The following is a 20,850-nucleotide window of genomic DNA, read 5'->3' on the forward strand; positions in this document are numbered from 1 at the left end:
GCTGGGCCGTGTGGTGGCGTTGTGGGTGGAGCCGGCGACGGGCGCCCCCGCGGGGGGGCCCCCTTCGCCGTGTGCGGCCGGCGGTCAGCCCTCCGCGGGGACCGGGGCCGGGCCGAGGTCCAGGGTGGGGCCGGCGGCCGGTGCCTGAGCGGGGGCCTGAGCCGGGGCCTGAGCCGGGGCCTGGGCCGGTGCCTGAGCGGGGGCCTGGGGCGGGGCCTGGCCCGGGTCCGGGGCCGAACCGGGGGCCGGGGGCACTGCCGCCGAGGTCGCGTCCTGCCGCTCCGGCAGCAGGGCGAGCACCGCCTGCCGGTGCGCCTCGCCGGTCGCCTCGTCGTACGGATCCGGCGTCGCCGGTACCTGCAGGCGCAGCACCGGTCCCGTACCGAGCCGGGCGTACCCCCGCCCGGGTGGGACGGACGGGGTCGGGGTCGTGTGCGGCTCGGCGCCGAGGACCGAGGCGATCTGCGCGGCGGAGGCGGGGCCGAGGACGACACGGGCGCGGGTGTGCGTCCGTACCGTCTCGCTCAGCGCGTCCACGCTGTCGAACTGCTCCGCCACCACCACCGTGACCTGCGCGGCCCGGCCGTGCCGCAGCGGTACCTGGAGGAGGTCCTGCGGGTCGGGACGCCCGTCGGCCGCGGCCAGGTGGCCGAGGACGCTCGGCCGGTCGAGGAGGATCCACAGCGGGCGCCGGGTGTCGTCGGGCGCGGGACGGCCCGCCTGCCGGGCCCGGTTCGCCGCGATCAGCCGCCGCTCGGTCTCGTGCGCCGCCCACTCCAGGCTCGCGAGCGCGCCCGCGAGGCCGCACTCGACGGCCAGGACGCCCGCCCGGCCGGTCAGACAGGCGTACTCGCCGGTGCCGCTGCCCTCGACGATCAGCACATCGCCGTACGGCAGGGTCTGCAGGGCGACGGAGCGCAGCAGGGAGGTCGTGCCGGCGCCGGGCTGGCCCACGGCGAGCAGGTGCGGCTCGGTCGAGCGGGGGCCCGTCCGCCAGAGCACCGGAGGCGCGTCCTCCTCGCCGTCGGCGGTGACGACCGGCACCGTCCGCTGGACGGCGTCGGCGTCCGTGAAGCCGAGGACCGTCTCGCCCGGCACGGTGACGAAGCGCTGGGCGGCGATCGTGGTGGGCAGGGCGGGCAGCACGCTCATCACGAGCTGGTTGCCCTCCTCGTCCCAGTCGAAGAGGTACTCCCGGCCGCGCCCGGACTTGGCGTGCAGCAGCTGCTCGATCCGGGCCCGGGAGGCGGCCTCGCCGTCGGTGAAGTACGCGGGGTACCGGATGCGCAGCCGCGTGAGGCGGCCGTCGTCGTCGAAGGAGAAGTCCCCGAAGGCGCCGCTCCAGTCGCCGCCGTGGGCGAAGAGAGGAGCCGGGTCCTCGGGGACGGAGAGGTACGGCACCAGTGCCTCGTAGAGGCCCTTGAGCCGTTCGACCTCGGCGTCGTCGGGCCCGGTCTTCACGACCGGGCGCTCACGACCCGTCCACGCGGCCGCGCCCATCACCGAGACGAGGGCGAGCAGCGGACCGTAGGGGACGAGCGCGACGACGAGGACGCAGGCCGCGACCAGGAGCAGCGTGGGACCGCGCCGCTCCTTGGGGGTCGCGGCCCACTTGGCGCGCGCGGTCGCGGCCAGCTTCCGCAGACCACGCGAGATGGTGATCAGCGGATGGAGCACGTCGGTGGCGCTGTCGGCGGCCGTGCGAGCGATCTCTCGACTGCGAGCGATCCGGTCGCTGCCGCTGGTCAGAATGCGGGGGAGTGGTCGCCGGGCCACGTCGTACTCCTGGAGTTGTGGAAGGGACTGTCGGGCGTCAGAACTTGATCCCGCCCAAGAGGCTGGCGAGGCTCTGGCCGCCTGCGGTGATGCTCGGGGCGATGGCGGTGCCCGCGAGGTAGAAACCGAAGAGGGCGCTGACGAGGGCGTGGGACGCCTTCATGCCGTCCTTCTTGAAGAACAGGAAGCAGATGATGCCGAGCAGGACCACGCCTGAGATGGACAGGATCATTTGGGGTTCTCCTGGTTGAGGGGACAGTCACCATGAGTCCTTCCAGGTTCACAGCAAGTATCTATGCGATTAAAGGTGCATATGGGTGAAAGTCGGGCGATTTCACTTGACTGGCGGACGGGGAGGGGTTGCCCGAGTGGCGAAACGCGCGGAGCGCGCTAGCACGGACGGCGTTCCTCCGGTCCGGGGTCGGCCGGGATCGGCCGGAACTGGGCGGGGCGGTTCGGGGTGGCCGGTACGAGCCGGGTGAGCTGCGGTGATCTTTGCCGTGGACGCCTCGCGTCATGTCGTCCGACGGGCAGTACCCTGTCGATTCACTCGTACGGCTGCGCTTGCCGTGCGCAGGTCAAGATTCACGGTTGTGGGTTCCGAGGAACGAAAGGCGGGTACGTCGGATGAGCGAGACTCCGGACCCCGAGGTCATCGAGCTGGCGAGCAAGGTCTTCGAGCTGGCGCGCACCGGAGACGCCGAGGCGTTGGCCGCCTACGTCGACGCGGGCGTGCCGGCGAACCTCACCAACGACCGGGGCGACTCGCTCGTGATGCTCGCCGCCTATCACGGCCACGCCGACGCGGTCGCCGCCCTGCTGGCCCGTGGCGCCGACGCCGACCGCGCGAACGACCGCGGCCAGACCCCGCTCGCGGGCGCGGTCTTCAAGGGCGAGGACGCCGTCGTGCGCGCGCTGCTGGCCGGCGGCGCAAATCCGGAAGCGGGGACTCCGTCCGCCGTGGATACTGCTCGGATGTTTGGGAAGGCGGAAATCCTGGAGCTGTTCGGGACCCGCTGAGGTTCCGGGCGGTATCCGGATGAACGGGTGCTGAACCCCAGGTGAGAGCGGTGTCGTAAATGTGGTCGCGGTGGCGAAATGGCTGGGTCATCATGACGTCGGGCCCGCAAGGGGCCACCGACGAGAGGCAGAGGAAGATGGTCACCACCAAGCGAAGGACGACGGGCGGCTCGACATGTTGCTGCGCGGCCTAGGCGATCACCAGTGCCCCGTACTTCCGGTCGTGTCGACAGCTTGATGTGAGGCGTCTTCCATGTTCGATCCAGTCATAGCGCCGAGCGGCACCCTGCTCGGCCTGCTGCAGAGGGGCCGCGGCGACGGCACCCTGCACGCCCTCGCCGCCCCCCGTGCCGAGGCCCTCGCGGCCCTCAACCACTGCGTTCTCAGCGACCCCCGCCACGACTGGCAGGTCGAGAACCGGTCCCTCTACTACGCGCGGCTCTACCTCGACCTCGCCGGCGGGCTCGACGAGATCGAGGCCCACCTCTTCGGCGCCGAGGACCAGCTCGACACCGAGGAGAACCGGACCGGTCTCGCGCTCGCCGTCCTCGGGCACCTCGCGTCCTACGGGCGCCAGGACGCCCTGCTGCTGCTCCGGCGGTACGCCGCGACCGGCACGAACTGGGCCTGGGCCCTCGACGAGCTCGCCCTGCGCGACGACGACACCGGGCTGCGCGCCCTCGCGCTCCCCGTGCTGGCCCGCTTCCCGGTCGGCCGCGAAGGCGACGCCGAGCTGGCGAGCGCCGTGCGGGACGCCTTCGAGCCCCGCCCCTGGCGGCTGTGGGCCGAGGACCAGCGCGACGCCGTCGGCGCCCGGGTCAGAGCCGCCCAGGAACAGGGCTCCTTCGACCGCTGGCAGCGCCAGATGCGGCCGAGCGGGCCCCGGCCCGGCTGGAGCGTCCAGGCGGTCTTCGACTGGGCCCAGGAAGGCCTGGAGCGCGGCGCCGAACTGCACGGGCCTGCCGCGCGCTGCCTGACCGCCGTCGCCGGACCCGAGGACCGGCCGCGGATCGTCGAGGCCGCCCGCAGCGGACCCGACGGCGCGCGCTGCGCCGCCCTGCACTACCTCGCCGAATCATGCGATCCCGCCGTCCTCGACCTGATCGAGGCCGCGGCCGGCGGTGACTCCCGTACCGTCGCCGACGTCGCCGTCGCCGCGTTCGAGCGGATGTGCGGCGAACCCGCCGTCGACCGCGCCCGGGGCTGGGTCCACAGGCCCGACGCGCTCGGCGCCGCCGCCGGCGCCGTCCTCGCCTGCCGGGGCGGGGCCCAGGACTCCCTGCTCGTCCTCGGCGCGCTCCGCGAGACCGTCCGGGCCGAAGGCCCCGACGCGACCGCCCTCTACGCCCTGGTCGACGGCGCCGGACGGCTCGGCATCGGCTGCGCCGCGCCCGTGCTCCGCCACGTCTACCGGGAGACCGCCTCCTCGCAGCTGCGCGGCCGGACCGCGCGCGCCCTCGCCGCCACCGACCCGACCTTCCCGACGGGCTTCGCCGTCGAGTGCCTCTGGGACTGCGAGGAGACCACGCGCGAGGTCGCGGCCCTGCACGCCGAGACCGGGGACGTCCGCGTCGCCGAGCGGCTCCGGCGGCTCGCCGCCGACCCGGCCGAGGAGGCCGAGGTACAGACGGCGGTCCGCAACCGCATAGGGCCCGACCTCCAGGTCTGACGCCGCCCGCCTTCCGCGGCCCACCCCGGGTGGGAGTCCGGCACCCGCCGTCCACCGGCGGGTGCCGAGGCGCATGAGGGCGCGGCCGGGCCGGGGGCCGGGCCTCGGGCGGGGTGTCGGGGGCGGGCCTCGGGCGGGGCGATGATTTCCGGCTTCGGGCGGGGCGCTGGTTTCCGGGCTTGGGCGAGATGCCGGTTCCCGGCTTCGGGCGGGGTGCTGGTTTCCGGGCTTGGGCGAGATGCCGGTTCCCGGCCTCGGGCCAGGCGCTCATTCCGGGGCTCGGACGAGGCGCTGGTTCCCGCCCTCGGGCGAGGCCCGGATATCCTCCGTCGGGCGGGGCGTCGCATCGGCTCTGTACCGGCCCCAGGGCCCTTCTCCGGCCCAGGGGCAAACGCTCATGGGACGTTCCCCGGGCGTCCAGATCCCCGTCGGCGGGAACACGCCGGACGCGACGACAACACCGGTATGCGTGTCGTCATCGTCACCGAATCCTTCCCACCCGATGTCAATGGTGTGGCGCACTGCGCCCAGCAGACCGCGCGCCACCTCGTCCGCCGCGGACATGACCCGCTCGTCGTCGCCCCGGCCGTCGCCGGAGCCACCGACACCCTGGACGCCGACGCCCCGTGCCCCGTCGTCCGCGTCCCGTCCCTGCCCCTCCCCGGCTACCCCCAGGTGCGCGTCGCGCTCCCCAGCCGCCGCCTCGCCACGGCCATCGCCGCCCACCGGGCCGACGTCGTCCACCTCGCGAGCCCCTTCGTGCTCGGGGTCCGCGGGATGGCGGCGGCGACCCGGCTCGGCCTGCCCGCTGTGGCCGTCTACCAGACCGACCTCGCCGGATACGCCCGTACCTACATGGGCGCGGGGGAAGGCGCCGCCTGGCGCAGGCTGCGGGCCGTCCACGGCGCCGCGGACCGCACCCTGGCGCCGTCCACCGCCGCCGCGCGCGACCTGGAGACCCACGGCATCGGCCGCGTACGGCTCTGGCGGCGCGGCGTCGACACCGTGCGCTTCCGTCCCGACCTGCGCGACGAGGCCCTGCGCCGCGAACTCGCCCCGGACGGCGAACTCCTCGTCGGCTACATCGGCCGCCTCGCCCCCGAGAAGCACGTCGAACTGCTCTCCGGCGTCTGCGGACTGCCCGGCGTGCGCGTCGTGGTCGTCGGCGACGGGCCCAGCGAACAGGCCCTGCGCGCGGCCCTGCCCGGCGCCCGGTTCCTCGGCCGCCGCACGGGCGACGACCTCGCCAGGATCTTCGCCTCGCTCGACGTCTTCGCCCACACGGGTCCGTACGAGACGTTCTGCCAGACCGTCCAGGAGGCCATGGCCAGCGGCGTCCCGGTCGTCGCGCCCGCCGCCGGCGGCCCCCTCGACCTCGTCGACCACCGAAGAACCGGTCTCCTCGTCCCGCCGGACGACACCGCCGCCCTGCGCGACGCGGTGGCCTCCCTCGCGGCGGCACCGGCCCTGCGCGCCGCCTACGGGCGGGCGGGCCGGGCGGCCGTCGAGAGCCGGACCTGGGAGGCCGTCGGCGACGAGCTGATCGGCCACTACCTGGAGGTCCTGCGCGAGCGGACGGCGGTGGCGGCATGAGAGGCCCCGCGATAGCCGGCCCCCTGCGCATCGTCCGGCTCGCCAACTTCGTCACCCCCACCTCGGGGGGCCTGCGCACCGCCCTCGAACAGCTCGGCCGCGGCTACCTCGCCGCCGGGCACGAGCCCGTCCTCATCGTCCCCGGCGACGTCGAGAGCGACCGTCTCACCGACCAGGGGCGGATCATCACCCTGCCGGGGCCCGTGCTGCCCGGCACCGGCGGCTACCGCGTCCTCGCCGACCGGCGCCGCGTCCGCGGGATCCTGGAGGAACTCGCCCCCGACCGCATCGAGGTCTCCGACCGCACGACCCTGCGCTGGACGGGGGAGTGGGCACGCCGCGCCAGGGTGCCCTCGGTGATGGTCTCCCACGAGACCGCCGACGGCGTGCTGCGGACCTGGGGCGTACCGGCGGTCGCCGCCGCCCGCGCCGCCGACCGGCTCAACCGCCGTACCGCGTGGGCGTACTCACGGATCGTCTGCACGACCGAGTGGGCCGAGCGGGAGTTCGTCCGGATCGGCGCCCGCAACGTCCTGCGCGCGCCGCTGGGCGTGGATCTGGAGCGATGCCGCCCGGAGCGGCACAGCGCCGCGCTGCGCGCCGCGCACGCGGGCCGCGAGGGGGTCCTGCTGCTGATGTGCTCGCGGCTCTCCGTGGAGAAGCGCCCGGGCACCGCCCTCGACGCGCTCGCCCGGCTGCGGGGCCAAGGGGTCAGGGCCACGCTCGCCGTCGCCGGTGAAGGGCCGCTTCGGGCCGCGCTGGAGCGGCGGGCCCGGGAGGAACGGCTCCCGGTCCGTTTCCTGGGGCACGTCGCCGACCGCGAGGCCCTGGCCGACCTGCAGGCCTCCGCCGACCTGTGCCTGGCCCCCGGACCGGCCGAGACCTTCGGCCTCTCGGCCCTGGAGGCTCTCGCCTGCGGCACGCCCGTCGTCGTCAGCGCCTCCTCTGCGCTCCCGGAGGTCATCGGCGACGCCGGCGCCTGCGCGACGGACGACCCGGCCGACTTCGCGGCCGCGGTGCGCACCCTGCTCGACCGCCCCGAGCCGGTCCGCCGCGCGGCGGCACGCGCGCGTGCCGAACTCTTCGGCTGGGACCGTTCGATCGCCGCGTTCCTCGACGCGCACGAGGCGGCCCCCGCCACGATCCTCGTACCGCAGCAGGGGGTGCGGACATGACCACGACGGTCCCCGCCCGGGAGGAAGCTCCGGAGGAAACCCGGGAGGAAGCCGTGCCGCCGGGTGCTGCCCCGGCATCGGATCCCCTCTCCAAGACCCCGGCCCCACTGCCCTGGATATCGGATCCAATCCCTGCCCAATGTCCCGCGGTCCACGCCCCGCGCCGCCCCACCGGATCCGATCCGGCGGCGCCCCCGCCGCTGCGGTTCGCCGTCCTCGGCGACTCCCTCAGTGAGGGCGTCGGCGACCGGGTCGACGGCGCCTGGCGCGGCTGGGCGGCCCTGCTCGCCGAGGGCCTCGCGGGGCCGGGGCAGCGCCTGGAGTTCCGCAACCTCGCCGTCAGCGGAGCCCAGAGCCGGGAGGTCGCGGAGTACCAGGCGCCCGTGGCGGTGGCGTTCCGGCCCGACCTCGCCTCCGTGGTCGTCGGCGTGAACGACACCCTCCGCCACACCTTCGACATCGAACAGCTGGCCCGTCGCCTCGACCGTGTCTGCGCGGACCTCACCGCGAGCGGAGCGGTCCTGCTCACCGCCTGCCTGCCCGACCCGGGCCGGATGCTCGCCCTCCCCGCCCCGCTCGCCCGCCCGCTCGCCCGGCGCCAGCGGGCCGTGAACACCCTCGTCCACGCGCTCTCCGTCCGCTACGACGCCGTCCACCTCCACCTCGCCGACAGCACCTGGACCGACGACAGGACCCTGTGGAGCGCCGACCGGCTGCACCCCGGCGAGCGTGGCCACCGGGCGATCGCCGCGCGCTTCCACGACCTGCTGACCGCCCGGGACCTCGCCCGTGGCGCGCCGCCCTCGCCCGAGCCCCGGCAGCCGCCGCCCACCCGTACGGAAGCGGTGCTCTGGCTCGCCACCGCGGGCACCGGCTGGGTCCTGCGGCGCTGCACCGACCTGCTGCCCCAGCTCCTGCACCTGGCGGGCGCCGAACTGGGCCACCGGGCACGCGGCACCGACGACCGGCTCGACCGGAAGGCCGAACACGCCCTGAAGGCGGCGCTCGCGGCCGTGTCCCTGGAGGCCCCGGTGGCCACAATGGGGGAATGACCGGGCGCTGGGAGTTCTGGATCGACCGAGGCGGCACGTTCACCGACATCGTGGGCCGGCGGCCCGACGGGCGTCTCGTCACCCGCAAGCTGCTCTCCCACGACCCCGCCCGCCCCCACGACGCGGCCGTCGCGGGCATCCGCCTCCTCCTCGGGCTCGGCCCCGAAGAGCCGGTCCCCGCCGACCGGGTCTCCGTGGTCAAGATGGGCACGACCGTCGCGACCAACGCCCTTCTGGAGCGGCGCGGGGAACCGACGGTCCTCCTTGTCACCGAGGGCTTCCGGGACGCCCTGCGGATCGCGTACCAGAACCGGCCCCGGCTCTTCGACCGGCACATCGTGCTCCCCGAGGCGGTGTACGAACGCGTCGTGGAGGTCCCCGAACGGGTCGACGCCCAGGGCCGGACGGTCCGTTCCCTCGACGAGGACGCCGTCGCCGCGCGGCTGCGGGCCGCCCACCGCGACGGCTACCGCTCCGCCGCCGTCGTCCTCCTGCACGGCTACCGCAGCCCCGCCCACGAGCGCCGGATCGCCGACCTCGCCCGCACGGTCGGCTTCACCCAGGTCAGTTGCTCCCACGAGGTCAGTCCGCTGATCAAACTGGTCCCGCGCGGTGACACCACCGTCGTCGACGCCTACCTCTCGCCGATCCTGCGCCGGTACGTCGACGAGGTGGCCCGTGAACTCGCCGGGATCCGGCTCATGTTCATGCAGTCCAACGGAGGCCTGCGCGAGGCCGCCCACTTCCGGGGCAAGGACGCCGTCCTGTCCGGACCGGCCGGCGGTGTCGTCGGCATGGCCCGTACGTCCGAGCAGGCCGGGTTCGACCGGGTCATCGGCTTCGACATGGGCGGCACCTCCACCGATGTGTCGCACTACGCGGGCGAGTTCGAGCGTGAACTCGGTACACAGGTCGCGGGCGTCCGGATGCGTGCCCCCATGATGAACATCCACACCGTCGCGGCGGGCGGCGGCTCCGTCCTCCACTACGACGGCAGCCGCTACCGCGTCGGCCCCGACTCCGCGGGCGCCGTCCCCGGCCCCGCCTGCTACCGCGGGGGCGGCCCGCTGACGGTCACCGACGCCAACGTGATGCTCGGTCGCGTCCAGCCGGCCCACTTCCCCGCCGTGTTCGGCCCCGGGGGCGACCAGCCGCTCGACGACACCGTCGTGCGGGACGGGTTCACCGCCCTCGCCCGGGAGATCGGAGACGGCCGCACCCCTGAGGAGGTCGCCGCCGGCTTCCTGGAGATCGCCGTCCTCAACATGGCCAACGCCGTCAAGAAGATCTCCGTCCAGCGCGGCCACGACATCACCCGCTACGCCCTCACCAGCTTCGGCGGCGCAGGCGGCCAGCACGCCTGCGCGGTCGCCGACGCCCTGGGCGTCGACACCGTGCTCGTACCGCCGCTGGCCGGTGTCCTCTCGGCGTACGGCATCGGCCTCGCCGACGCCACCGCCATGCGCGAACGCTCGGTCGAGGCCGAACTCGACGCGGAAGGCACGCACGCGCGCGTGACGGAGCTCTGCGCCGAACTCGCCGAGCGGACGAGCGAGGACCTGCGCGCCGATGGACTGCCCGACTCCGCGATCACCACCCACGCGCGCGTGCTCCTGCGCTACGGCGGCACCGACGCGAGCCTCCAGGTCGACCTCGCCCCCGCCGCGCGGATGCGGGAGACCTTCGAGCGGATCCACCGCGCGCGGTACGCCTTCACCATGGAACGGCCGCTCGTCGTGGAGGCCGTGTCCGTGGAGGCCGTGGGCCTCGCCGGACCCCACGGTCCCGTCGTCGTCGACGCGGGCACCGGGAAGGGGGCCCCCGAACCCCGCGCGACCGTACGGACGCACCACGGCCCCACGGCCTTCGACACCCCGCTGTACCGCCGGGAGGACCTCCGCCCCGGCGACACCGTCACAGGGCCCGCGATCCTCGCCGAGGCCGACGCGACCACCGTCGTCGACCCCGGCTGGCGCGCCGCCGTCGGCGACGGCGGGCACCTCGTCCTCACCCGCGCCACCCCCCGCCCCGCGCGCGTGGCGGTCGGCACGGACGTCGACCCGGTCCTCCTGGAGGTCTTCAACAACCTCTTCATGGCGATCGCCGAGCAGATGGGCGTACGCCTGGAGAACACCGCCCACTCCGTCAACATCAAGGAGCGGCTCGACTTCTCCTGCGCCCTGTTCGACCCCGAGGGCAATCTGATCGCCAACGCGCCCCACATCCCCGTCCACCTCGGCTCCATGGGCGAGTCCATCAAGGAGGTGCTGCGGCGCGGCGGCGACGAGCTGCGCCCGGGCGACGTCTACGCCATCAACGACCCGTACCACGGCGGCACCCACCTGCCGGACGTGACCGTGGTGACGCCGGTCTTCGACGAGGAGGGCCGCGAACTGCTCTTCCTCGTGGCCTCACGAGGCCACCACGCCGAGATCGGCGGCATCACCCCCGGCTCCATGCCCGCCTTCAGCCGGACCGTCCACGAGGAGGGCGTCCTCTTCGACAACTGGCTGCTCGTACGGGACGGCCGGCTGCGCGAGGAGGAGACCCGGGCGCTGCTCACCGGTGCCCCCCACCCCTCCCGTGACCCGGACACCAACCTCGCCGACCTGCGCGCCCAGATCGCCGCCAACGAGAAGGGGATCGAGGAACTGCGCGCCATGGTCGACCAGTTCGGCCTCGACGTCGTCCACGCCTACATGCGGCACGTCCGCGCCAACGCCGAGGAGTCGGTACGCCGGATCGTGGCGGGCCTCCGGGACGGTTCCTGCCGCTACGAGACGGACGGCGGCGCCGTCGTCCAGGTGGCGGTCCGCGTCGACCGTGAACGGCGCTCCGCGGTCCTGGACTTCACGGGCACCTCGCCGCAGCTGCCCGGCAACGCCAACGCGCCCACCTCCGTCGTCATGGCCGCCGTGCTGTACGTCTTCCGCACCCTCGTCGACGACGACATCCCCCTCAACAGCGGCTGCCTGGAACCCCTGGACGTCCGCGTGCCGCCCGGCTCGATGCTCGCGCCCCGCTACCCGGCGGCGACGGTCGCCGGGAACGTGGAGACCTCCCAGGCGGTCACCGGCGCCCTCTACGCGGCCCTCGGGGTCCAGGCCGAGGGCTCGGGCACGATGAACAACCTGACCTTCGGCAACGCGCGCGTGCAGTACTACGAGACCGTGGCGAGCGGCTCCGGCGCGGGCGAGGGCTTCGACGGCGCCGACGCCGTCCAGACCCACATGACCAACTCCCGGCTCACCGACCCGGAGATCCTGGAGTGGCGTCACCCGGTCCGGGTGGACTCCTTCGCCGTACGGACGGGCAGCGGCGGGACCGGCCGCTGGCACGGCGGCGACGGCGTCGAACGCCGGATCCGCTTCCTGGAACCGATGACCGTGACCCTGCTGACCGGCCACCGCCGGGTCCCGCCCTACGGAATGGCGGGCGGGGAGCCGGGGCGGCTCGGGGAGAACCTGGTCGAACGCGCCGACGGCACGGTCGACCACCTCGGCGGGGTCGACACGACAGAGGTCGCCCGTGACGACGTGCTCGTCCTGCGCACCCCGGGCGGCGGGGGCTACGGCACGCCGTGAGGCCGTACCCGGCCCTGAGACCGCACGGTTCGCCTCAGCGCACGGGCACGAACCGCACCACCGTCCCCGGCACCGCCTGCGCCGCGGCCGCCAGGTCGGCCTCCCGCACCACCGCCACGACCGGATAGCCGCCGGTCGTGGGGTGGTCGGCCAGGAAGATCACCGGCCGGCCGTCCGGCGGCACCTGGACCGCGCCCAGGACCATGCCCTCACTGGGGAGTTCGGCCGTCACCGCCCGCTCCAGCGGCGGCCCCTCGGTCCGCAGACCGATCCGGTTGGTGGCGGGAGAGACCCGGTACACGCGCGTGGCCAGGGTGCGCAGCGCCGCCGGGGTGAACCGGTCGTGACGCGGGCCCAGCCGGACCCGGAGGACGAGTTCGTCCGCCGGGCCCGGCCAGGGGGGAGCGTCGACCCACCCCCGTGGGGCCGACTCCGCTCCCAGCGGCAGCACGGCCCCGTCCGCCAGCGGCGCCGGGCCGAGCCCGGACAGCAGGTCGGTCGAGCGGCTGCCGAGGACGGGTTCGACGGCGAGCCCGCCCCCGAACCCCACGTACGCGCGCAGGCCGCGCGTGGCCCGCCCCACCTCGAGGAGCGCCCCCGCGGGTACCCGTACCGCCGTCCCCCAGGCGACCGGCCGGCCGTCGACCGTGACCGGGCACGGCGCGCCGCCCACGGCCACCGTCACCGCACCACGGGGCCGTACCGCGCACCCGTCGACCGTGGTCTCCAGGACCGCCGCGTCCTCCGGGTTGCCCACGAGCCGGTTCACCAGACGGGCCGCGCCCGGGTCCAGCGCCCCGGAGCGGGGCACGCCCAGATGCGCGTACCCGGTCCGCCCCAGGTCCTGCACGGTGGTCAGCGCACCAGCCCGGACCACCGCCAACGCACGATCGGTCACCGGCTCTCCACGACGAAGCGCACCCGGGCACCGGGCGTGAGGAGCGCCGCAGGTTCACGGCCCGCGTCCCACAGCACCGCGTCCGTGGAGCCGATCAACTGCCAGCCGCCGGGGGAGGAACGCGGATAGACCCCGGTGTACGGCCCCGCGAGCGCGACCGACCCGGCGGGGACGGATGTGCGCGGCGTCGCCCGGCGCGGCACCTGGTACTGCTCGCCGAGCCCGGTCAGATACCCGAAGCCCGGCGCGAACCCGCAGAACGCGACCCGGAACTCGGTCGCCGCGTGGATCCGGACCGCCGTCTCCACGGACACCCCCCAGAGCGCGGCGACCTCGGCCAGATCGGGCCCGTCGTAGCGGACCGGTACCTCGACGGCCCGCTCCACACGCGCGTGGAGCGGCGGAACCGACCACTCCCGCAGCTGCCCCGCCAGCACGTCCGGCGCGTCGACCCCGTCGAGCAGCACCGTCCGCGCCGCCGGCACGATCTCCCGTACGGACGGCAGCACACCGCCCGCCCGCCGCCGCAGCAGCTCGGCGTGGAACGCCTCCGTCTCCGTCCCGCTGCCCAACTCGACGAGCAGCGCCCGCTCGCCGACCCGGTACACCCGACGCGCCTTCATGCGAACGCCTCCACCCTGACCCCGGTCGCCTCCAGTTCGGCGCGCACCCGCCGGGCCAGGCCGACCGCGCCCGGGGTGTCCCCGTGCAGGCAGAGCGAACGCGCCCGTACCGCAACGGACCGGCCGCAGTGCGCGGTGACCACCCCGAACCTGGCCATGGACACCGACCGTTCCACGACCTCGGCCGGATCGGTGACGACGGCCCCCTCCTGCCCCCGTGGCAGCAGGGAACCGTCGGCCGTGTACGCCCGGTCGCCGAAGGCCTCGGTCACCACCGGCAGCCCCGCCTTCCCGGCCGCCTCGTGCAGCCGCGAACCCGGCAGCCCGAGCACCGGCAGCCCGCCGCCCGCGAGCAGCACCCCGTCCACGACCGCCGCCGCCTGCGCCTCGTCCCGGACCACCCGGTTGTACAGCGCGCCGTGCGGTTTCACGTACGCGACCCGCGACCCGGCCGCCCGGGCGAACACGTTCAGCGCGCCGATCTGGTACGCGACCTCGGCCGCCAGCTCGTCGCCCGGGACGTCCATCGAGCGCCGGCCGAACCCGGCCAGGTCCCGGTAGGAGACCTGGGCCCCGATCGTCACGCCTCTCTCCGCCGCCAGCTCGCAGACGCGGCGCATGGTGACCGCGTCCCCGGCGTGGAAGCCGCAGGCCACGTTGGCGCTGGTGACGACGGAGAGCAGCTCCTCGTCGTCGGTGAGCGTCCAGCGGCCGAAGCCCTCGCCGAGGTCGGCGTTGAGGTCGATCGAGGCCCAGCTCATGGTGGTTCCTTCCGTCACGTGCGGCGGCGCGGGCGGCTCAGGCCGCGACGCGGTGTTCGGCGGCTCGCCCTTCGGTGACAACCGCCGCGGGGGTCATACCAGTTCTTTTCCGCGGGTCTCCGGCAGCCCGAGCAGCGCCAGGACCGCCAGCCCGTAGCCGATCGCCCCGAAGACCAGCGCGCCGCCGACGCCCCAGCTCTCGGCGAGGAAGCCGACCAGCGTCGGGAAGATCGCCCCCACCGCGCGCCCCGTGTTGTACGTGAAGCCCTGCCCCGTGCCCCGTACCGCCGTCGGGTACAGCTCGGCGAGGAAGGAGCCGAACCCGCTGAAGATGGCCGACATGCAGAAGCCGAGCGGGAATCCGAGGACGAGGAGGAGCGTGTTCGCCCCGGACGGGATGTTCGTGTACGCGAGGACGGACAGCGCCGACAGGGCGGCGAAGAGCGCGATGTTCTTCTTCCGGCCGAGCCGGTCGGTGAGGTAACCGCCGGTCAGATAGCCGATGAAGGCCCCGGAGATCAGGAACGCCAGATAGCCGCCGGTGCCGACGACCGTCAGCCCCCGTTCGGTCTTCAGGAAGGTCGGCACCCAGGTGGCGAGCGTGTAGTAGCCGCCCTGCACGCCGGTCGAGAGCAGCACGGCGAAGAGCGTGGTGCGCAGCAGGGACGGCTTGAAGATGGCCGTGAACGAGCCGCGTTCGGCCGAGCCGCGCCGGATCTCGGCGGCCTGCGGGGCGTCCTCGACGTTCCGCCGGACGTAGACCACGAGGAGCGCGGGCAGGGCGCCCGTCCAGAACATGATCCGCCAGGCGAGATCGGCCTCGACGAACGCGAAGACCAGGGTGTACACGATCACCGCGAGCGCCCAGCCGGCCGCCCACGCGCTCTGGATGGCGCCGAGCGTACGGCCCCGGTGCTTGGCGGAGGCGTACTCGGCGACCAGGATCGCGCCGACCGCCCACTCGCCGCCGAAGCCGAGGCCCTGGAGGGCGCGGAAGACCATCAGGGTCTCGTAGTTGGGCGCGAAGCCGCACAGGACGGTGAAGAGCGCGTAGGTGATGACGGTGATCATCAGCGCCTTCACCCGGCCGATGCGGTCGGCCAGGATGCCGGCCAGCGCGCCGCCGACCGCCGAGACGACCAGGGTGACCGTGGTGAGCAGACCGGTCTGGCCCTTGTCGAGGCTGAAGTAGGCGGCGATCGCCACCATCGAGAGCGGCAGGGTGAAGAAGTCGTAGGAATCCAGGGCGTATCCGCCGAACGCGCCGCCGAAGGCGCGGCGCCCGCGCGGCCCGAGGGCGCGCAGCCAGGCGAACGCGCCCGTTTCGTCGGGCCGTTCGCCCTGGGTCTGCTGCTGGGTCTGTGTCGTGCTCATCTGCACCTCGCAGAGGGGGAGGAGCGTGCCTGAGAGACGTACTGAAGGACCGTGCGGTGTCGCCAAGGTAGGGGATCGTTGAACGATCCGACAAGAGGCATGTCGTCACGTTCTTGTTTCCGGGCAGCGGCTGCGATTGACTCGGCCGCGAACGACGAGAGGAACGAGGCGCGATGGGCGGAATGGCCGGAATCGGTGGAATCGGGGAACTCGGCGAACTCGCCGACGATCGGGTGCTGCTCGGGCGGACCAGCACGGCGGAGCGCGTGGCGGACATCCTGCGCACCCGGATCGCCGAGGGCTTCTTCCCGCCCGGCACCCGGCTCTCCGAGGACAGCATCGGCGGCGCGCTCGGGGTCTCCCGCAACACCCTGCGCGAGGCGTTCCGGCTGCTCACCCACGAGCGGCTGCTCGTCCATGAACTCAACCGGGGCGTCTTCGTCCGGGTGCTCGCCGTCGAGGACGTCGCCGACATCTACCGCACCCGCCGGCTCGTCGAATGCGCGGTCGTGCACGCGCTGGGGGAGCCGCCGTTCGATGTGGACGGGCTCCTCGCCGCCGTCGAGGAGGGCCGGCAGGCCGCCGCCGCGGAGGACTGGAGGGGTGTCTCCACCGCCAACATCCACTTCCATCGCGAGCTGGTCGCCCTCGCGGGCAGCGCGCGCACCGACGAGCTGATGCGGGGCGTCCTCGCCGAACTCCGGCTCGCCTTCCACATCGTCGATGACCCGCGCGGACTGCACGAGCCGTATCTCGTACGAAACCAGGAGATTCTGGACGCTCTGCTCGCCGGGGAACGCGAGACGGCGGAACGGCTTCTGGCCGGCTACCTCGACGACTCCCGCACCCGGGTCGCCGCGGCGTACGCCAAGGCGGTCGACGAACCGGACCGGGCGGAGGCGTAGGGGCGGGCCCCCGGCGCCCGAAGGGCGGAGGTCCCGGTGCGGGCGGGTCGTATCTGCGCCGTTTCGACCGTTGTCAGTTCGAGGACCTAATCTGTGCACCGTGACTTCGCCTGCCTCGACGGACCTCGTTCCGCCCCAGCTCAGCGCGGGGCCGCGGCCCGCGCCGGGTCCGGCCGCCGACGAAGGGCTCGCGCGGCGGCTCCGCGCGCTCGCGTGCACCGCCCCGCTGCACGACCTGGACACGCGCAAGGCGAACCTGGCGGGTGAGTACTCGGTCTACGCGATGGCCGAGGTCGCCCTCTCCGCCATCGACCTCGTCACACTCAACATGGACTTCGACACGGGCGCCGACCACGAGCAGATCGTCTCGCGCCTGCTGCCCCGCGTCGCCGCCCAGGCCCCCGAGCGCCCCGCCGCGGAGCACGAGCGGGTCGCCCGCTGGGTCCTGGAGAACCTGATCAACGTCGGCAGCGTGGACCGTGGCTTCCGTGCCGTCTACGGCACCTTCGGCGCGGACGGCGTCTACACCCGTCGCGACTACGACTTCAAGCTGATCGAAGAGGTCCCCGGCTACGGCGGCGGGGTCTACCTCCGGACGACCGACGAAGCGGTCAACGTCCTGGTCGGAGCCCTGGACACCGATGTCACCAGCGCCCAGATCGCCGCCGAGGTGAAGCTGGAGGTGCTGATCAGCAGGGGCCGGCTCGCCGACGCCCAGCTCGCCGCCGAGCAGGCGCGGTACCGCACGGTGCAGTACGCCGAGACCCTCCGCAGGACCCTGGAGGCGACCCGCCGGAACGTGCGCGCGGTGGACTGGCTCGAGACCGTCCCCGACATGATCGCCGAGGCCCTCGACCACGTCGCCGACCGCTACCGCCACGAGAACGCGATCCTCACCAACATCCGCAAGGCCCGCGACGAGGCCGAGGAGCCCGAGCACAAGCGCCGCGCCGCCGAGCTCGTCGACATCGTCAAGGACTGCATCCGCCGCCACACCCAGCTCCAGTCCCGCCTCCTGGAAGCGGGCCCGCTCTTCCGCGCGGAGCAGGACCGGCAGGCCTTCGCCGCGCCGACCTCGTACACCGGGATAGACCTCTACGGCCAGCTCGTCGCCCCGATCCTGCCGCTCCCCGTCGAGCGGGCGACCCGGGTCACCGACGCGTTCTTCGCCCGGGGCACCGGCCTGCGCACCCCCACCTCGGTGCGCGTCGGCGACCTGGTCGAGATGCTCCTCACCCCGCCCGTCGAGCGCGAGCACCTGGGCGCGGAGATGCCCGAACCGGATCTGATCGCGACGCCGGACGACAGCCGCTTCAGCGATGAGCAGCTGGCGCGCGCGAAGGACCTGCTCGACCTGGAGCACGACGCCCCGCGCCGCCTCTCCGGCCTGCTCGCCGAGGCCCGGCTGCGCGACCCCGGAGACCCCGACCTCCCGTACCTGGTCGCCCTGCTCGCCGTCCACGCCGCGAGCCCGCCGGTCGGCACGGCGTACCGCCAGGGCGAGGAGCGCCTGCTCTTCGCGGTGGACGACGGCACGCAGCTGGACGACCCGGAGTTCGGCGGCGCCGACCTGATAGTGGGTACGGCGCTCCTGGACGCGCTCGGTATGGCCGCGGACCGCACGGAGGCCTCATGACCACCGAGCAGCAGGCCCCCGCGACGGTTCCCGAGGTGCTGGAGACGTCCGAGGCTCCCGGCACTCCGGAGACTCCCGTGACTCCCGCGGTTCCCGCGCCGGGCGCCGCGGAGGCGACTCCGGGCGGGGGCCCGGGCGCGCTCGTACCCGCCCAGCCCTCGGCCCCCATGGTCCTGGGGGTCGTGCCGGTACCTCCGCCCGCGACCCCCGTCCGCCGGAGCCCCGCGCCGTTCGTGCGGGCCATGCGCCTGGCCGTCACCCGCCCGGTCGCGGTGGACCAGGCCCCGCCCCGGCGACCCGCCGTGCGGGTGATCCCGGTCCGCCTCCCGCTGCCCCGCCCCGAAGCGACGAAGCCGAACGCGGCGACGGAGCCGAACGCGGCACCAGAGCCGACCGGGGCACCAGAGCCGACCGGGGCACCAGAGCCGACTGCGGCGACGAAGCCGACCGAAGCCCCCGAGCCGACCGAAGCCCCCGCACCACCGACGACCCGCACCACCCGTACCGAGGAGCCCCAGCCGTGAGCGAACACCACGCCGAGCACGCCGACGCGTGGAGCGAGCCGGAGCCCCCGCACACCCCCGCCGTCACACCGGCCACATCAGCAGCACCGGCCGCATCGGTCACACCGTCCGCACCGCACCACGGCACTCAGGCCGCGGCGCACGCCGTCACCCCCGCCGACGCGGCCGACGCCGCGCGGCTCGTCTCCTTCGGGCTCCAGCCCAAGCTGCTGCCCGCCCGCGACACCGAGTACACCGAGCTGCTCCGGCGCTACCGCGAGGACCCCGCCTTCGCGCGCCTCGCCGACGCCGTCGCCACCGGCCTCGGCCTCGTCGTCCTCGAGGTCTCCCCGCGCGCGGGCATGGCCGTCACCGCGGGCGAGGACTCCGTCTTCGCCGTCCGCATGGGCGACTACGCCCGCCGCGCCAACACCGACTCGGCCGACCGCTTCCTGCACGGACTCGCCCACCTCGCCGTCGCCGCCATGGCCTTCCCCCGCCCCGAGGACCTCGCCGACGACGGCTACATCGGCCGGCTCACCGTCAACGGAGTCGACGCCTTCGTCCGCCAGGCCTGCCGCCGGCTCGAAGAGCGCGCCGAGGAGCTGGGCGAGAACACCGACCCCGCGTCCGACGCCCCGGGACTGGAGGCCGCCTGGCGGATCTACGCCCGCCGCAGCTCCACCGGCGCCACCAAGGACGCCCGCCGCCTCGCCGGCTCCACCACCGGCATCGTCGGCAAGGCCGTCGCCTTCCTCACCGACTCCGGCTTCCTCCAGCGCACCGGCGACGACTCGGGCGGCGCCTACCGCACCACCGCCCGCTACCAGCTCCAGGTCCGCGACATGGCCGGCAGCGCCGCCATGGCCGAACTGCTCGACCTCGGCGTGGTCCCCGTCAGCGACGGCAGCGCGACGCTCCTGCCGCCGCCCCAGGGCGACGACCTGGACCTCGCCGCCGACGCCGGCCTGCCCTTCCACGCCTGACCGCCAGACTTCAGAAGCTTCAGAAGACGACTGAGAGCCCCGCCGCCATGTACGAGTTGTCCCGGGTCCGCCTCTACTCCATCGGTCCCGCCGGTGCGCGCTACGCCGACACCGTCCTGGACCTGCGCGGAGTCGGCGCGCCCGTGCCCAACCCCGCCCCCACCCAGGCGGAGTTCTTCGAGGAGGAGCCGGTCGGCCCGCCGCGCCGGCCCGCCCCGGCGGGCGTGCTCTTCCTGGAGAACGGCGGAGGCAAGTCCGTCCTCCTCAAGCTGATCTTCTCGGTCATGCTCCCCGGCCACCGCAACACCCTCGGCGGCGCCAGCTCCGGTGTGCTGCGCAAGTTCCTGCTCGCCGACGACTGCGGCCATGTCGCCCTGGAATGGCAGCACACCCTCACCGGCGAGCTGGTCGTCGTCGGCAAGGCCAGCGAGTGGCGCGGCCGCCAGGTCTCCAACGACCCCCGGAAGTTCGCCGAGGCCTGGTACTCCTTCCGCCCCGGCCCCGGCCTCAGCCTGGACAACCTGCCGGTCGCGGAGGCCACCTCCGTGCGCCCGCCCGTCGAGGGCGCGTCCGGCGCGCAGGGCCGCCGCCGCACCATGAAGGGCTTCCGGGACGCCCTCACCGAGGCGGGCAAGGCCTACCCGCACCTGGAGGTGTACTGGGAGGAGATCCACGACCGCTGGAACGAACACCTCGGTGACCTGGGCCTCGACCCCGAACTCTTCCGCTACCAGCGGGAGATGAACGCCGACGAGGGCGAGGCCGCCGGCCTCTTCGCGGTCAAGAAGGACTCCGACTTCACCGACCTGCTGCTGCGGGCCGTCACCGACACCCGGGACACCGACGGCCTCGCCGACCTCGTCAGCGGCTTCGGCAACAAACTCGGGCGGCGCGCCGAACTCACCGCCGAACGCGACTTCACCGCCGGTTCCGTCGACCTCCTCGGCCGGATCGTCGACGCCGCCGAGACCCGGGCACGCGCGCGTGACATCCACGCCGGGGCCGAGCGCCGCACGCGTACCCTCGCCCGCCGGCTCTCCGCCCGTGCCACCGAGGAACGTGCCCGTACGGCCGAGCTCGCCCAGCAGGTCACCTCTGCCGCGCACGCCGTCTCCGAGGCGGAGGCGGCCCGCGGCCGCAGCTCCCTCATCGCCGCCGAACTCGCCTTCCGGCACGCCTCCCTGGCCCTCACGGTCGCCGAGAAGGGCGCCGCCTCCCAGCGGCGCGAACTCATCGAGGCTCGCACGCTGCACTCCGCGTGGCAGGCTGCCGAGGCCGTGCTCCGCCACCGGGCC

Annotated in this window: 16 protein-coding genes and 1 pseudogene; 11 read left to right on the forward strand and 6 right to left on the reverse strand. The window is 74.3% G+C overall.

Translation table 11 applies throughout. The features are described 5' to 3' along the window. Positions 1-84: 84 nt before the first annotated feature. Complete coding sequence (locus tag AB0E14_RS36165) at positions 85-1,776, reverse strand: hypothetical protein (protein ID WP_362428546.1); 1,692 nt, start codon at positions 1,774-1,776, stop codon at positions 85-87. A gap of 37 nt (positions 1,777-1,813) precedes the next feature. Further along, positions 1,814-2,008: a hypothetical protein gene (locus AB0E14_RS36170; protein WP_046907412.1), complete on the reverse strand. Its 195-nt coding sequence runs from the start codon at positions 2,006-2,008 to the stop codon at positions 1,814-1,816. A gap of 395 nt (positions 2,009-2,403) precedes the next feature. On the opposite strand from AB0E14_RS36170, the gene AB0E14_RS36175 reads away from it, so the two are divergent. The 6 genes from AB0E14_RS36175 to AB0E14_RS36200 all read left to right on the forward strand — a co-directional run bounded on the left by AB0E14_RS36175 (position 2,404) and on the right by AB0E14_RS36200 (position 11,869). Continuing rightward, positions 2,404-2,796: an ankyrin repeat domain-containing protein gene (locus AB0E14_RS36175; RefSeq protein WP_362428549.1), complete on the forward strand. Its 393-nt coding sequence runs from the start codon at positions 2,404-2,406 to the stop codon at positions 2,794-2,796. Positions 2,797-3,049: 253 nt separating this feature from the next. Then, entirely contained in the window at positions 3,050-4,465 is a 1,416-nt protein-coding gene (locus AB0E14_RS36180) for a HEAT repeat domain-containing protein (protein WP_362428552.1), read from the forward strand. Positions 4,466-4,930: 465 nt separating this feature from the next. Next, positions 4,931-6,058, forward strand: coding sequence for a glycosyltransferase family 1 protein (locus tag AB0E14_RS36185; RefSeq protein WP_362428555.1), 1,128 nt, complete (start codon positions 4,931-4,933; stop codon positions 6,056-6,058). Then, positions 6,055-7,233, forward strand: a complete 1,179-nt coding sequence (locus AB0E14_RS36190; protein ID WP_362428558.1) for a glycosyltransferase — start codon at positions 6,055-6,057, stop codon at positions 7,231-7,233. Before AB0E14_RS36185 ends, AB0E14_RS36190 begins: the two co-directional genes overlap by 4 nt. After that, entirely contained in the window at positions 7,230-8,285 is a 1,056-nt protein-coding gene (locus AB0E14_RS36195) for an SGNH/GDSL hydrolase family protein (protein WP_362428562.1), read from the forward strand. The genes AB0E14_RS36190 and AB0E14_RS36195 overlap by 4 nt, the downstream gene beginning before the upstream one ends. Continuing rightward, positions 8,282-11,869: a hydantoinase B/oxoprolinase family protein gene (locus tag AB0E14_RS36200; RefSeq protein ID WP_362428565.1), complete on the forward strand. Its 3,588-nt coding sequence runs from the start codon at positions 8,282-8,284 to the stop codon at positions 11,867-11,869. The genes AB0E14_RS36195 and AB0E14_RS36200 overlap by 4 nt, the downstream gene beginning before the upstream one ends. A gap of 34 nt (positions 11,870-11,903) precedes the next feature. Here AB0E14_RS36200 and AB0E14_RS36205 read toward each other — a convergent pair whose 3' ends face one another. From AB0E14_RS36205 to AB0E14_RS36220, 4 genes are all read right to left on the reverse strand, one after another. Continuing rightward, positions 11,904-12,767 carry a biotin-dependent carboxyltransferase family protein gene (locus tag AB0E14_RS36205; protein ID WP_362428568.1) on the reverse strand — a complete coding sequence of 288 codons (864 nt, stop codon included), beginning with the start codon at positions 12,765-12,767 and terminating at the stop codon, positions 11,904-11,906. Beyond that, a complete protein-coding gene (gene pxpB / locus AB0E14_RS36210; RefSeq protein ID WP_362428571.1) occupies positions 12,764-13,390 on the reverse strand; it encodes a 5-oxoprolinase subunit PxpB in 627 nt (208 codons plus the stop codon). The genes AB0E14_RS36205 and pxpB overlap by 4 nt, the downstream gene beginning before the upstream one ends. Next, on the reverse strand, positions 13,387-14,151 hold the full coding sequence (locus tag AB0E14_RS36215; RefSeq protein ID WP_362428574.1) for a 5-oxoprolinase subunit PxpA: 765 nt from the start codon (positions 14,149-14,151) through the stop codon (positions 13,387-13,389). Before AB0E14_RS36215 ends, pxpB begins: the two co-directional genes overlap by 4 nt. A gap of 93 nt (positions 14,152-14,244) precedes the next feature. Then, on the reverse strand, positions 14,245-15,525 hold the full coding sequence (locus tag AB0E14_RS36220; RefSeq protein ID WP_362428577.1) for an MFS transporter: 1,281 nt from the start codon (positions 15,523-15,525) through the stop codon (positions 14,245-14,247). A gap of 173 nt (positions 15,526-15,698) precedes the next feature. On the opposite strand from AB0E14_RS36220, the gene AB0E14_RS36225 reads away from it, so the two are divergent. The 5 genes and pseudogenes from AB0E14_RS36225 to AB0E14_RS36245 form a co-directional block, all read left to right on the forward strand. Continuing rightward, positions 15,699-16,430, forward strand: coding sequence for a GntR family transcriptional regulator (locus AB0E14_RS36225; RefSeq protein ID WP_362428579.1), 732 nt, complete (start codon positions 15,699-15,701; stop codon positions 16,428-16,430). 100 nt (positions 16,431-16,530) lie between these two features. Continuing rightward, the gene (locus AB0E14_RS36230; RefSeq protein WP_362428582.1) at positions 16,531-18,066 is read left to right on the forward strand and encodes a hypothetical protein; all 1,536 of its coding nucleotides are present in this window, start codon (positions 16,531-16,533) and stop codon (positions 18,064-18,066) included. Then, complete coding sequence (locus AB0E14_RS36235) at positions 18,063-18,590, forward strand: hypothetical protein (RefSeq protein ID WP_362428585.1); 528 nt, start codon at positions 18,063-18,065, stop codon at positions 18,588-18,590. Before AB0E14_RS36230 ends, AB0E14_RS36235 begins: the two co-directional genes overlap by 4 nt. Next, complete coding sequence (locus AB0E14_RS36240) at positions 18,587-19,555, forward strand: hypothetical protein (RefSeq protein WP_362428588.1); 969 nt, start codon at positions 18,587-18,589, stop codon at positions 19,553-19,555. The genes AB0E14_RS36235 and AB0E14_RS36240 overlap by 4 nt, the downstream gene beginning before the upstream one ends. A 47-nt stretch (positions 19,556-19,602) precedes the next feature. Continuing rightward, a pseudogene (locus tag AB0E14_RS36245) lies at positions 19,603-20,850 on the forward strand (hypothetical protein); the annotation flags it as partial.

The organism is Streptomyces sp. NPDC047981, from assembly GCF_040653315.1.
Classification (GTDB): domain Bacteria; phylum Actinomycetota; class Actinomycetes; order Streptomycetales; family Streptomycetaceae; genus Streptomyces.

Coding starts and splice junctions, on each gene's coding strand:
- AB0E14_RS36170 (WP_046907412.1), bottom strand. CDS start 2,008: ATGATCCTGTCCATCTCAGGCGTGGTCCTGCTCGGCATCATCTGCTTC.
- AB0E14_RS36175 (WP_362428549.1), top strand. CDS start 2,404: ATGAGCGAGACTCCGGACCCCGAGGTCATCGAGCTGGCGAGCAAGGTC.
- AB0E14_RS36180 (WP_362428552.1), top strand. CDS start 3,050: ATGTTCGATCCAGTCATAGCGCCGAGCGGCACCCTGCTCGGCCTGCTG.
- AB0E14_RS36185 (WP_362428555.1), top strand. CDS start 4,931: ATGCGTGTCGTCATCGTCACCGAATCCTTCCCACCCGATGTCAATGGT.
- AB0E14_RS36190 (WP_362428558.1), top strand. CDS start 6,055: ATGAGAGGCCCCGCGATAGCCGGCCCCCTGCGCATCGTCCGGCTCGCC.
- AB0E14_RS36195 (WP_362428562.1), top strand. CDS start 7,230: ATGACCACGACGGTCCCCGCCCGGGAGGAAGCTCCGGAGGAAACCCGG.
- AB0E14_RS36200 (WP_362428565.1), top strand. CDS start 8,282: ATGACCGGGCGCTGGGAGTTCTGGATCGACCGAGGCGGCACGTTCACC.
- pxpB (WP_362428571.1), bottom strand. CDS start 13,390: ATGAAGGCGCGTCGGGTGTACCGGGTCGGCGAGCGGGCGCTGCTCGTC.
- AB0E14_RS36215 (WP_362428574.1), bottom strand. CDS start 14,151: ATGAGCTGGGCCTCGATCGACCTCAACGCCGACCTCGGCGAGGGCTTC.
- AB0E14_RS36220 (WP_362428577.1), bottom strand. CDS start 15,525: ATGAGCACGACACAGACCCAGCAGCAGACCCAGGGCGAACGGCCCGAC.
- AB0E14_RS36225 (WP_362428579.1), top strand. CDS start 15,699: ATGGGCGGAATGGCCGGAATCGGTGGAATCGGGGAACTCGGCGAACTC.
- AB0E14_RS36235 (WP_362428585.1), top strand. CDS start 18,063: ATGACCACCGAGCAGCAGGCCCCCGCGACGGTTCCCGAGGTGCTGGAG.